The sequence below is a fragment of the Streptomyces sp. FXJ1.172 genome, assembly GCF_001636945.3.
Lineage (GTDB): Bacteria > Actinomycetota > Actinomycetes > Streptomycetales > Streptomycetaceae > Streptomyces.
This window is the reverse complement of record NZ_CP119133.2, coordinates 7462455-7474722: the sequence shown is the minus strand read 5'-3', so window position 1 is coordinate 7474722 and position 12268 is coordinate 7462455. Positions and strand designations below refer to the sequence as shown.

Below are 12268 nucleotides of genomic sequence, written 5' to 3'. Positions count from 1 at the left end.
TCGCGTGCGCCCCCAGCGGGCGTGCGCGAGGGCGCGCCGCTCAGCCGAGCCGCTGGGCGACGAGGTCCCAGACGGTGTCGGCCAGGGCCTCCTTCGGCCCGTGCGGTACGGGGGTCTCGCTGCCGTCGGCGGCGAGCACGACGGCCTCGTTCTCCTCGGAACCGAACGTCTTGCGCTCCCCCACCTCGTTGACCACCAGCAGGTCACAGCCCTTGCGGGCGAGCTTGGTACGGCCGTTGGCGAGCACGTCGTCGGTCTCGGCGGCGAAGCCGACGATCACCTGTCCCGGGCGGGCGCGATCGGCCGAGATCTCCGCGAGAATGTCCGGATTCCGTACCAGGACGATCGGGTCGGGCTCCCGTCCGTCCTTCTTCTTGATCTTCCCGGCGGCGTAGGCCGACGGACGGAAGTCGGCGACGGCCGCGGCCATGACGACCGCGTCGGCGTCCGCCGCCGCCTTCAGGACGGCCTCGCGGAGCTGGACGGCCGTGCCGACCGGCACGACGTCCACGCCCGCCGGGTCGGGCAGGCCGGTGTTGGCCGCGATCAGGGTGACACGGGCGCCGCGGGCGGCGGCGGTGCGGGCGAGGGCGTAGCCCTGCTTGCCGGAGGACCGGTTGCCCAGGAAGCGGACCGGGTCCAGGGGCTCGCGGGTGCCGCCGGCGGACACGACCACGTGTCTGCCCTTGAGGTCGGGCTCGGCGACCCCGCGGGCCAGCACCCGGCGGCAGACCTCGAAGATCTCCACCGGGTCGGGCAGCCGGCCCTTGCCGGTGTCGACGCCGGTGAGCCGGCCGACGGCGGGCTCGATGACGACGGCGCCGCGCCGGCGCAGGGTGGCCACGTTCTCCTGCGTGGCCGGGTGCTCCCACATCTCGGTGTGCATGGCGGGCGCGAAGACGACCGGGCAGCGGGCGGTCAGGAGGGTGTTGGTCAGCAGGTCGTCGGCGAGGCCGTGGGCGGCCTTGGCCAGCACGTCGGCCGTGGCGGGTGCGACGACCACGAGGTCGGCGTGCTGGCCGATGCGGACGTGCGGGACCTCGTGGACGTCGTCCCAGACCTCCGTCGAGACCGGGTTGCCCGACAGGGCGGACCAGGTGGCGGCACCCACGAAGTGCAGCGCGGACGCGGTCGGGACGACGCGTACGTCGTGACCCGACTCGGTCAGCCTGCGCAGCAGCTCACAGGACTTGTAGGCGGCGATTCCGCCGCTGACCCCCAGGACGACCCTCGGCTTGTCCACCATCGCTCCCCGCATCTCTCCCCGGCTCGGCACCGTACGAGTCCATCACACACCACAGGCCCGGCAACGTGCTGCCGGGCCTGTGGATAAGTCGATCGCAGTCTGAAAGTACTACTGCACAGGACTACTGGGCGGGGCCCTCGATGGCCTCGGACGTCAGCAGGCCCGCGTTGATCTCGCGCAGGGCGATCGAAAGCGGCTTCTCGTGGACGTGGGTGTCCACCAGGGGACCGACGTACTCGAGGAGGCCCTCGCCGAGCTGGGAGTAGTACGCGTTGATCTGACGGGCCCGCTTGGCGGCGTAGATCACGAGGCTGTACTTCGAGTCGGTGGCCTCAAGCAACTCGTCGATCGGCGGGTTGATGATGCCCTCGGGCGCGGTGATGGAAGAGGACACGCTCTACCTTCCGAAAGAGGGGAAAAGATCAGTCACGATCACACAATGTCCATCAAGGCTAGCAGCTCGCGCGCCACGTCCTCGACGGAGGTGTTGACCAAGGTCATGTCGAACTCCGGCTCGGCCGCCAACTCGGTCCTGGCCGCGTCCAGGCGGCGCTCGATGACCTCGGGCGGCTCGGTGCCCCGGCCGGTCAGCCTGCGCACCAGCTCCTCCCAGGAGGGGGGAGCCAGGAACACCAGCCGGGCGTCGGACATCGACTCCCGGACCTGCCTGGCGCCCTGGAGATCGATCTCCAGCAGAACGGGCTCGCCGTTCTCCAGGCGGTCCAGCACGGCCGCGCGGGGCGTGCCGTAGCGGTTCCCGGCGAACTCGGCCCACTCCAGCAGTTCACCGTTGGCGATCAGCTTGTCCATCTCCTCGTCGGTGACGAAGAAGTAGTGGACCCCGTGCTGCTCGCCGGGGCGCGGCTTGCGGGTGGTGGCCGAGACCGAGAGCCAGACCTCGGGGTGTTCCTTGCGCATATGGGCGACGACCGTGCTCTTGCCGACCCCCGAGGGGCCGGAGAGCACGGTCAGCCGCGGACGTTCACTCATGCAGCGATTATTCCAGCAATCCCGGGGTGCCCGGGACTCCCGGTCCGTCGGGAGACGGACTCAGGAGCCGGTGCTGCCGAACTCACGCTCCAGGGAAGCGATCTGGTTGGAACCGAGACCCCGCACGCGGCGGCTCTCGGAGATGCCCAGACGCTCCATGATCTGCTTGGCGCGGACCTTGCCCACGCCCGGCAGCGACTCGAGCAGTGCGGAGACCTTCATCTTGCCGATGACGTCGTTCTCCTGGCCCTGCTTGATGACCTCGTGCAGGGAGGCGCCGGAGTGCTTGAGTCGATTCTTGACCTCGGCCCGCTCCCGGCGAGCCGCGGCGGCCTTTTCGAGCGCGGCTGCGCGCTGTTCAGGGGTAAGGGGCGGAAGAGCCACGCCTACGTCACCTCGGATGTCGAACTGTCGGATACGGACCGGTGAGGAACCTAGTCGCCCCACACCTGGGGAGCCACGAGCAACACGCTGCCCGTTCTCCCCCACTGCCTGAAGGGCGTGGGAGGTGCCCCCACTGCTCGGAGACTAGCGGGCAAGTCCGCCAGAGTCAGCGAGAACAGCGGAAAAGTCCTGGTCAGCCTCCGTCAGGCCGGACATTTCAGACATAATGCCCCCGATTTGAGGATGTATTCACACTCAAGTCGCCGGGCCGCCGCCCGCCGGGGCACTCGTCGGAGGACTCCGGAACCCGCCGAAAGGGCTCAGAAAGCCGTGACGACGGCCTGGATCTCCTCGGCGAAGCGCTCCGCGGCGGCGCGCAGCGCCCCGGCGTCGGGACCGTGACGCAAAACACCCCGGCTGACGTTCGGCACGACGTTGCGCAGCGCCGGCCCGAAGACCTTGGGGAGGTCGGCCGCCGTCGCCCCCTGCGCGCCGACGCCGGGCGCGAGGAGCGGGCCGTTGATGGCGAGGTCGTACGACGACAGATCACCGACCGTGGCACCCACGACGGCGCCGAAGGAGCCCAGCGGCTCCTCCCCCGCGTTCTCGGCGGCCAGGTGGGCCAGCATCGTCGCGCCCACGCTGCGGCCGTCGGCGCGGACCGCGTGCTGCACCTCGGGGCCCTCCGGGTTCGAGGTCAGCGCCAGCACGAACAGACCGGCACCGCTCTCCCGGGCCAGCGCGACGGCCGGGCTGAGCGAGCCGTAGCCCAGGTACGGCGAGACGGTCAGCGCGTCGCAGAACAGCGGGGCGTCCTGGTGCAGGTACGCCTGCGCGTAGCCGGCCATGGTCGAGCCGATGTCGCCGCGCTTGGCGTCCATCACGACCAGCGTGCCGGCCGCGCGCGCCTCCCGGACGACCGTCTCCAGGACGGCGACGCCACGGGAGCCGAAGCGCTCGAAGAAGGCGCTCTGCGGCTTCATCACGGCGACCCGGTCGGCGACGGCCTCGACGACCGTACGGCTGAACCTCTCCAGACCGGCCACGTCGTCGTCCAGGCCCCACTGGGCGAGCAGGGATTCGTGCGGGTCGATGCCGACGCACAGCGGGCCGCGCTCGTCCATGGCGCGGCGCAGCCGGGCGCCGAAGGGCTCCGTCGGGGTCTTGCTGGTCACCGGGAGTTCCTCACGTCGGCGCCGACCGCGTCGGCGAGGGTGGTGTAGGGGCTGGTGCGCAGGCGGGCGGCGAGGCCCTTGTGGATCGCGCGTGACCAGAAGGGGCCCTCGTAGATGAAGGCGCTGTAGCCCTGGACCAGCGTGGCGCCGGCCAGGATGCGCTGCCAGGCGTCCTCGGCGGTCTCGACACCGCCGACGCCCACCAGGGTGATCCGGTCGCCCACGCGCGCGTACAGGCGGCGCAGGACCTCCAGGGAGCGCTCCTTGAGGGGAGCACCGGACAGGCCGCCGGTCTCATGCACGATCGAGGGCGCGGAGCGCAGGCCGAGGCCCTCGCGCGCGATGGTGGTGTTGGTGGCGATGATGCCGTCCAGGCCCAGTTCCACGGCCAGGTCGGCGACGGCGTCGATGTCCTCGTCGGCGAGGTCCGGGGCGATCTTCACCAGCAGCGGGACGCGGCGGTTCGCGACCGTGCGGTCGGCCGCCTCGCGCACCGCGGTCAGCAGCGGCCGCAGCGCCTCCGTGGCCTGCAGATCGCGCAGGCCGGGCGTGTTCGGCGAGGAGACGTTGACCACCAGGTAGTCGGCGTACTGCGCGAGCCGCTCGGCGGACTTCACGTAGTCGCCGACGGCCTCCGCCTCCGGGACGACCTTGGTCTTGCCGATGTTGACGCCCACAACGGTCCTGAACACCGGCTTGCGCGTGGCGAGGCGCGCCGCCACGGCCAGCGAACCGTCGTTGTTGAAGCCCATGCGGTTGATCAGTGCGCGGTCCGCGACGAGACGGAACAGCCGCTTCCTGGGATTGCCGGGCTGGGGCTCCCCCGTCACCGTGCCGATCTCGACGTGGTCGAAGCCCAGCATCGACATGCCGTCGATGGCGACGGCGTTCTTGTCGAAGCCGGCGGCGAGCCCGAAGGGCCCGTGCATGCGCAGCCCGAAGGCCTGCGTGCGCAGTTCCTTGTGGCGCGGCGCGAGGACGGCCGCGACGAAGGTGCGCAGCACGGGGATGCGCACGGCCAGGCGGATCCAGCGGAAGGCCAGGTGATGGGCCTTCTCGGCATCCATCCGTTTGAAAACCAGACGGAAGAAGAGCTTGTACATCCAGAAAGTCCTCAGGGTCCTCATACAGAGGGGGACACCGTTTCCGGTGTCCCCCTCGGGGCTGCTAGTCGCGGGCCGCGGTCAGGTGTTCCGCGTGTTCCTGGAGCGAACGCACGCCCACGTCACCGTGGTTGAGCGCGTCGATGCCCTGGACGGCCGCCGCGAGGGCCTGCACCGTCGTCAGACACGGCACCGAGCGGGCCACCGCGGCCGTACGGATGTCGTAGCCGTCGAGCCGGCCGCCCGTGCCGTAGGGGGTGTTGACGATGAGGTCGACCTCGCCGTCGTGGATGAGCTGGACGATGGTCCGCTCGCCGTTCGGGCCGGTGCCCTCGGACTGCTTGCGCACGACGGTGGCGTTGATGCCGTTGCGCCTGAGCACCTCGGCGGTGCCGGAGGTGGCGAGCAGCTCGAAGCCGTGGGCGACCAGTTCGCGCGCCGGGAAGATCATCGAGCGCTTGTCCCGGTTGGCGACCGAGATGAACGCCCGGCCCTTGGTGGGCAGCGGGCCGTAGGCCCCCGCCTGGGACTTGGCGTACGCCGTGCCGAAGACGGAGTCGATGCCCATGACCTCGCCGGTGGAGCGCATCTCCGGGCCGAGGACGGTGTCCACGCCGCGGCCGTGGATGTCGCGGAACCGCGACCACGGCATGACCGCTTCCTTGACGGAGATCGGCGCGTCCATCGGCAGCTCACCGCCGTCGCCGTTCGCCGGGAGCAGGCCCTCGGCGCGCAGCTCGGCGATGGTCGCGCCCAGCGAGATCCGCGCGGCGGCCTTGGCCAGCGGTACCGCGGTCGCCTTCGAGGTGAAGGGCACGGTGCGCGAGGCGCGCGGGTTGGCCTCCAGGACGTAGAGGATGTCGCCCGCCATCGCGAACTGGATGTTGATCAGACCGCGTACGCCGACGCCCTTGGCGATGGCCTCCGTCGAGGCGCGCAGGCGCTTGATGTCGAAGCCGCCGAGGGTGATCGGGGGCAGGGCGCACGCCGAGTCGCCGGAGTGGATGCCGGCCTCCTCGATGTGCTCCATGACGCCGCCGAGGTACAGCTCCTCGCCGTCGTAGAGGGCGTCGACGTCGATCTCGATCGCGTCGTCCAGGAAGCGGTCGACCAGGACCGGGCGGGAGGGGCTGATCTCGGTCGACTCGGCGATGTAGGAGGCGAGGCGGGTCTCGTCGTAGACGATCTCCATGCCCCGGCCGCCCAGCACGTACGACGGGCGGACCAGGACCGGGTAGCCGATCTCGTCGGCGATCGCCTTCGCCTCTTCGAAGGTGGTGGCGGTGCCGTGCTTCGGGGCCGGGAGGCCGGCCTCGGCGAGGACCCGGCCGAAGGCGCCGCGGTCCTCGGCGGCGTGGATCGCCTCCGGCGAGGTGCCGACAACCGGCACGCCGTTGTCCTTCAGGGCCTGGGACAGGCCGAGCGGGGTCTGGCCGCCCAGCTGCACGATCACGCCGGCCACCGGGCCGGCCTGCTGCTCGGCGTGGACGATCTCGAGGACGTCCTCCAGCGTCAGCGGCTCGAAGTACAGGCGGTCGGAGGTGTCGTAGTCGGTGGAGACGGTCTCCGGGTTGCAGTTGACCATCACCGTCTCGTAGCCCGCGTCGCTGAGCGCGAAGGAGGCGTGGACACAGGAGTAGTCGAACTCGATGCCCTGGCCGATGCGGTTGGGGCCGGAGCCCAGGATGATGACGGCGGGCTTCTCGCGGGACGCGACCTCGTTCTCCTCGTCGTAGGAGGAGTAGAAGTACGGCGTCTTCGCGGCGAACTCGGCCGCACAGGTGTCGACCGTCTTGTAGACCGGGCGGATGCCGAGGGCCTGGCGGACCTCGCGGACCACGTCCTCGCGCAGGCCGCGGATCTCACCGATCTGGGCGTCGGAGAAGCCGTGCCGCTTGGCCTCGGCGAACAGGTCGGCGGTCAGCTCGGGCGCCTCGGCCAGCTCGTCGGCGACCTCCTTGATCAGGAAGAGCTGGTCCACGAACCACGGGTCGATCTTCGTGTACTCGAAGACCTCCTCGGGCGTGGCGCCCGCGCGGATGGCCTGCATGACCGTGTTGATCCGGCCGTCGGTGGGCCGTACGGACTCCGCCAGGAGTGCCGCCTTGTCACCCGTCTCGCCGACGAAGGTGAACTGCGAACCCTTCTTCTCCAGCGAGCGCAGCGCCTTCTGGAACGCCTCGGGGAAGTTCCGGCCGATGGCCATGGCCTCGCCGACCGACTTCATGGTGGTGGTCAGCGTGGAGTCGGCCTGCGGGAACTTCTCGAACGCGAAGCGCGGGGCCTTGACGACGACGTAGTCGAGCGTGGGCTCGAAGGAGGCCGGGGTCTCCCGCGTGATGTCGTTCGGGATCTCGTCCAGGGTGTAGCCGACGGCGAGCTTGGCGGCGATCTTCGCGATCGGGAAGCCGGTCGCCTTCGAGGCGAGGGCGGAGGAACGCGACACGCGCGGGTTCATCTCGATGACGATCACGCGGCCGTCCTCGGGGTTCACCGCGAACTGGATGTTGCAGCCGCCGGTGTCGACGCCGACCTCGCGGATCACGGCGATGCCGATGTCGCGCAGGATCTGGTACTCGCGGTCGGTCAGCGTCATCGCGGGCGCGACGGTGATCGAGTCACCGGTGTGCACGCCCATCGGGTCGAAGTTCTCGATGGAGCAGACGACCACGACGTTGTCGTGCTTGTCGCGCATCAGCTCCAGCTCGTACTCCTTCCAGCCGAGGATGGACTCCTCCAGGAGCACCTCGGTGGTCGGCGAGAGGGTCAGGCCCTGGCCGGCGATGCGGCGCAGCTCCTCCTCGTCGTGGGCGAAGCCGGAGCCGGCGCCGCCCATGGTGAAGGACGGGCGGACGACGACCGGGTAGCCGCCGAGGGTCTCGACGCCCTGGAGGACGTCGTCCATGGAGTGGCAGATGACCGAGCGGGCGGACTCGCCATGGCCCGTCTTGCGCCGGACCTCCTCCACGACCTCCTTGAACAGGTCGCGGTCCTCGCCCTTGTGGATGGCCTCGGGCTTGGCGCCGATCAGCTCGACGCCGTACTTCTCCAGGACACCGTTCTCGTGCAGCGAGATCGCGGTGTTCAGGGCCGTCTGGCCGCCCAGGGTGGGCAGCAGGGCGTCGGGGCGCTCCTTGGCGATGATCTTCTCGACGAACTCCGGGGTGATCGGCTCGACGTACGTGGCGTCGGCGATCTCCGGGTCGGTCATGATCGTCGCCGGGTTGGAGTTGACGAGGATCACGCGCAGGCCCTCGGCGCGCAGGATGCGGCACGCCTGGGTGCCGGAGTAGTCGAACTCGGCGGCCTGGCCGATGACGATCGGGCCGGAGCCGATGACCAGGACGGACTGGATATCGGTGCGCTTAGGCACGCTGGCCCTCCATCAGGGAAACGAAGCGGTCGAACAGGTAGGCGGCGTCGTGCGGGCCCGCTGCCGCTTCGGGGTGGTACTGGACGGAGAAGGCCGGCTGGTCGAGCAGCTGCAGCCCCTCCACGACGTTGTCGTTCAGGCAGACGTGCGAGACCTCGGCGCGGCCGAACTTCGTCTCGCTGACCGTGTCGAGCGGCGCGTCCACGGCGAAGCCGTGGTTGTGCGCGGTGACCTCGACCTTGCCGGTCGTACGGTCCTGGACCGGCTGGTTGATGCCCCGGTGGCCGTACTTCAGCTTGTAGGTGCCGAAGCCGAGGGCGCGGCCGAGGATCTGGTTGCCGAAGCAGATGCCGAACAGGGGCGTCTTCCGCTCCAGGACGGCGGTCATGAGCGCCACCGGGCCGTCGGCCGTGGCCGGGTCGCCGGGGCCGTTGGAGAAGAACACACCGTCAGGGCTGACGGCGTAGACCTCGTCGGCCGTGGCCGTCGCGGGCAGGACGTGCACCTCGATGCCGCGCTCGGCCATGCGGTGCGGGGTCATGCCCTTGATGCCGAGGTCGATCGCGGCGACGGTGAACCGCTTCTCACCGATGGCCGGGACGACGTAGGCCTCCTTGGTCGCGACCTCCTCGTAGAGGCTCGCGCCCTTCATGTGCGGCTGGGCCTGCACGCGCTCGAGCAGCTCGGCCTCGGGGGCGATCGCCTCGCCGGAGAAGATGCCGGCGCGCATCGAGCCGCGCTCGCGCAGGTGGCGGGTGAGGGCGCGGGTGTCGATCCCGGAGATGCCGACCACGTCCTGCGCGACCAGTTCGTCGTCCAGGGAGCGCTTCGCGCGCCAGTTGGAGGGCACGCGCGCGGGGTCGCGCACGACGTAGCCGGAGACCCAGATCCGGCTCGACTCGTCGTCCTCGTCGTTCCAGCCCGTGTTGCCGATCTGGGGGGCAGTCGCGACGACGATCTGGCGGTCGTACGACGGGTCGGTCAGCGTTTCCTGGTAGCCGGTCATGCCGGTGGAGAACACGGCCTCGCCGAAGGTCTCCCCCACGGCCCCGTAGGCGCGGCCGCGGAAGGTGCGGCCGTCCTCCAGGACGAGTACGGCGGGAACCTTGGCGGCTCCCCTGGTGGAGGTCGTCATCGTGCGCCTTCCGTGTCGTTGATCATGTCGTTCAGGGTGTCGACCCACTCGGCGTGCTCGGCCACGTGGTCGGAGCGGAAGCCGGAGTCGATCAGCTTGTCGCCCAGTGCCCAGGTCACCACCAGCAGTCCGCCCTCGGGGAGGACCTTGCCGGCGATGCCCTTGTCCAGCCGGGCCCCGCGCAGTGCGGCGGTGGGGACGAAGAAGTCGGCCGCCCCGGGACGCTCGACCTCCAGGCCCGCCTCCGTCAGGGTGAGCTGGGCCCGGCTGCGGGTGCCCAGGCCGTGGGCCACGATGCGGTCCAGCCACTGCCCGGCGGTGGTGGAGCCGTGGTAGCGGCCGCTCATGCTCAGTTTCGCCGGGCCGGTCTCCTCCGGCGCGCTGGGCGGCTCCGGCAGGTCGCTCTGGAGCGTGCCGCGCCATTTCCAGCCCTCGCGCATCAGCCAGTAGACGAGCGCGATGAAGAGGACGAGTCCGACGAGCCAGCCGATGCGGGCCGGCCAGTCGGTGACGGCGGCCGACTTCTTGGCCTCCGCGAGCAGGATGAGAGGTGTCACGTGAGCTTCCCGTCGACGAGCGTGGCCTTGCCCCGCAGCCACGTGTGCGTCACACGGCCCGGCAGCTCACGCCCCTCGTAGGGGGTGTTGCGGCTGCGCGAGGCGAAGCCCGCGGGGTCCACCTGGCCACGGTATTCCGTGTCGACGAGGGTGAGGTTGGCGGGCTCACCAGCCGAGACGGGACGGCCGTGTCCGGTGGCCTGTCCGATGTGTGCGGGCTTGACGGACATCCGGTCGGCGACGCCGGCCCAGTCCAGCAGGCCCGTGTCGACCATGGTCTCCTGCACCACTGACAACGCGGTCTCCAGCCCCACCATCCCCATGGCGGCCGCGGCCCACTCGCAGTCCTTGTCCTCGTGCGGGTGCGGGGCGTGGTCGGTGGCGACGATGTCGATCGTGCCGTCGGCGAGCGCCTCGCGCAGGGCGTGCACGTCCCGCTCGGTGCGCAGCGGCGGGTTGACCTTGTAGACGGGGTTGTACGTCCGCACCAGCTCGTCGGTGAGCAGCAGGTGGTGCGGGGTGACCTCGGCGGTGACGTCGATGCCGCGGGACTTGGCCCAGCGGACGATCTCGACGGAGCCTGCGGTCGACAGGTGGCAGATGTGGACGCGGGAGCCGACGTGCTCGGCGAGCAGCACGTCCCGCGCGATGACCGACTCCTCCGCGACGGCCGGCCAGCCGCCCAGGCCCAGCTCGGCGGAGACGACGCCCTCGTTCATCTGGGCGCCCTCGGTCAGCCGCGGCTCCTGCGCGTGCTGGGCGACGACACCGCCGAAGGCCTTCACGTACTCCAGCGCACGGCGCATGATCACCGCGTCGTCCACGCACTTGCCGTCGTCGGAGAAGACGGTGACGCCGGCGGCCGACTCGTGCATGGCGCCCAGCTCGGCGAGCTTCCTGCCCTCCAGCCCGACGGTGACGGCACCGATGGGCTGTACGTCGCAGTAGCCGTGCTCCTGGCCGAGCCGGTAGACCTGCTCGACGACACCGGCGGTGTCGGCGACCGGGAAGGTGTTGGCCATGGCGAACACGGCCGTGTAGCCGCCGGACGCGGCCGCGCGCGTGCCGGTCAGGACCGTCTCGGAGTCCTCACGGCCCGGCTCGCGCAGGTGGGTGTGCAGGTCGACCAGGCCCGGCAGCAGCACCTTGCCGGCGGCCTCCACGATCTGAGCGCCCTCGGCGGACAGCCCCGTGCCGACGGCCGCGATGACCTCGCCGTCGATCAGCACGTCCTGCGGCTCGCCGCCGAGCACCTTCGCACCACGAATCAGGATCTTGCTCATGGGTCTTACTTCTCCTCGTTGGTGCGGGCGTGGCTGACGGCGGGTTCGTTGCCGCCGAGCAGCAGGTACAGGACGGCCATCCGGATGGAGACGCCGTTGGCGACCTGCTCGACGACGGTGCAGCGGTCGGAGTCGGCGACCTCGGCGGTGATCTCCATGCCGCGGACCATGGGGCCGGGGTGCATCACGATGGCGTGCTCGGGCATCTTGGCCATGCGCTCGCCGTCGAGGCCGTAGCGCCGCGAGTACTCGCGCTCGGTCGGGAAGAACGCGGCGTTCATGCGCTCGCGCTGGACACGGAGCATCATCACCGCGTCGGACTTCGGCAGGGCGCTGTCGAGGTCGTACGACACCTCGCAGGGCCAGTTCTCGACGCCGACCGGCACCAGGGTGGGCGGGGCGACCAGGGTGACCTCGGCGCCGAGGGTGTGCAGCAGGTCGACGTTGGAGCGGGCCACCCGGCTGTGCAGGACGTCGCCGACGATGGTGATGCGCCTGCCGGCCAGGTCCTTGCCGAGGCCGGTGTCACGGCCGATCAGCCGGCGGCGCATGGTGAAGGCGTCCAGCAGGGCCTGGGTGGGGTGCTGGTGGGTGCCGTCGCCGGCGTTGATGACGGCAGCGTCGATCCAGCCGGAGTTGGCAAGGCGGTACGGGGCTCCGGAGGCGCCGTGCCGGATGACGACGGCGTCGACGCCCATCGCCTCCAGGGTCTGGGCGGTGTCCTTCAGGGACTCGCCCTTGGAGACGCTCGAGCCCTTCGCGGAGAAGTTGATGACGTCGGCGGACAGGCGCTTCTCGGCGGCTTCGAAGGAGATGCGCGTGCGCGTGGAGTCCTCGAAGAAGAGGTTCACGACGGTGCGGCCGCGCAGGGTCGGCAGTTTCTTGATCGGCCGGTCGGCGACCCGGGCCATCTCCTCGGCGGTGTCGAGGATCAGGACGGCGTCGTCACGGGTGAGGTCGGCGGCCGAGATGAGATGGCGCTGCATCTGTCAGGCTCCGTAAGGCAGTTCATTCGGGAGATT

The 12268-nt window shown here is 70.4% G+C and carries 11 protein-coding genes; all 11 read right to left on the bottom strand.

Annotation, left to right across the window (positions count from 1 at the left end; genetic code table 11):
* Nucleotides 1-40: 40 nt before the first annotated feature.
* On the bottom strand, nt 41-1243 hold the full coding sequence (gene coaBC / locus A6P39_RS33680) for a bifunctional phosphopantothenoylcysteine decarboxylase/phosphopantothenate--cysteine ligase CoaBC (protein WP_067046518.1): 1203 nt from the start codon (nt 1241-1243) through the stop codon (nt 41-43).
* A 124-nt stretch (nt 1244-1367) separates the two neighbouring features.
* Nucleotides 1368-1640, bottom strand: coding sequence for a DNA-directed RNA polymerase subunit omega (rpoZ, locus tag A6P39_RS33675; protein WP_005319902.1), 273 nt, complete (start codon nt 1638-1640; stop codon nt 1368-1370).
* 38 nt (nt 1641-1678) lie between these two features.
* Nucleotides 1679-2236, bottom strand: coding sequence for a guanylate kinase (gmk, locus tag A6P39_RS33670; protein ID WP_067046356.1), 558 nt, complete (start codon nt 2234-2236; stop codon nt 1679-1681).
* A 60-nt stretch (nt 2237-2296) separates the two neighbouring features.
* Nucleotides 2297-2620, bottom strand: coding sequence for an integration host factor (locus A6P39_RS33665; RefSeq protein WP_003977346.1), 324 nt, complete (start codon nt 2618-2620; stop codon nt 2297-2299).
* A 320-nt stretch (nt 2621-2940) separates the two neighbouring features.
* Nucleotides 2941-3795, bottom strand: coding sequence for an orotidine-5'-phosphate decarboxylase (gene pyrF, locus A6P39_RS33660; protein ID WP_267893325.1), 855 nt, complete (start codon nt 3793-3795; stop codon nt 2941-2943).
* On the bottom strand, nt 3792-4898 hold the full coding sequence (locus A6P39_RS33655) for a quinone-dependent dihydroorotate dehydrogenase (RefSeq protein ID WP_067046354.1): 1107 nt from the start codon (nt 4896-4898) through the stop codon (nt 3792-3794). The genes pyrF and A6P39_RS33655 overlap by 4 nt, the downstream gene beginning before the upstream one ends.
* Nucleotides 4899-4962: 64 nt before the next feature.
* Complete coding sequence (gene carB, locus A6P39_RS33650) at nt 4963-8271, bottom strand: carbamoyl-phosphate synthase large subunit (protein WP_067046352.1); 3309 nt, start codon at nt 8269-8271, stop codon at nt 4963-4965.
* Entirely contained in the window at nt 8264-9406 is a 1143-nt protein-coding gene (gene carA, locus A6P39_RS33645) for a glutamine-hydrolyzing carbamoyl-phosphate synthase small subunit (protein ID WP_067046350.1), read from the bottom strand. Before carA ends, carB begins: the two co-directional genes overlap by 8 nt.
* A complete protein-coding gene (locus A6P39_RS33640) occupies nt 9403-9963 on the bottom strand; it encodes a PH-like domain-containing protein (RefSeq protein WP_067046348.1) in 561 nt (186 codons plus the stop codon). Before A6P39_RS33640 ends, carA begins: the two co-directional genes overlap by 4 nt.
* Nucleotides 9960-11246 (bottom strand): dihydroorotase, encoded by a 1287-nt coding sequence (locus A6P39_RS33635; RefSeq protein ID WP_067046341.1) that lies wholly within the window; start codon nt 11244-11246, stop codon nt 9960-9962. Before A6P39_RS33635 ends, A6P39_RS33640 begins: the two co-directional genes overlap by 4 nt.
* A gap of 5 nt (nt 11247-11251) precedes the next feature.
* The gene (locus tag A6P39_RS33630) at nt 11252-12232 is read right to left on the bottom strand and encodes an aspartate carbamoyltransferase catalytic subunit (protein ID WP_067046339.1); all 981 of its coding nucleotides are present in this window, start codon (nt 12230-12232) and stop codon (nt 11252-11254) included.
* Nucleotides 12233-12268: the final 36 nt, after the last annotated feature.

Excerpts from the sequence above, each read along its gene's own strand:
- A6P39_RS33630 (WP_067046339.1), bottom strand. The coding sequence starts at position 12,232 with ATGCAGCGCCATCTCATCTCGGCCGCCGACCTCACCCGTGACGACGCC.
- A6P39_RS33655 (WP_067046354.1), bottom strand. The coding sequence starts at position 4,898 with ATGTACAAGCTCTTCTTCCGTCTGGTTTTCAAACGGATGGATGCCGAG.
- gmk (WP_067046356.1), bottom strand. The coding sequence starts at position 2,236 with ATGAGTGAACGTCCGCGGCTGACCGTGCTCTCCGGCCCCTCGGGGGTC.
- carA (WP_067046350.1), bottom strand. The coding sequence starts at position 9,406 with ATGACGACCTCCACCAGGGGAGCCGCCAAGGTTCCCGCCGTACTCGTC.
- A6P39_RS33635 (WP_067046341.1), bottom strand. The coding sequence starts at position 11,246 with ATGAGCAAGATCCTGATTCGTGGTGCGAAGGTGCTCGGCGGCGAGCCG.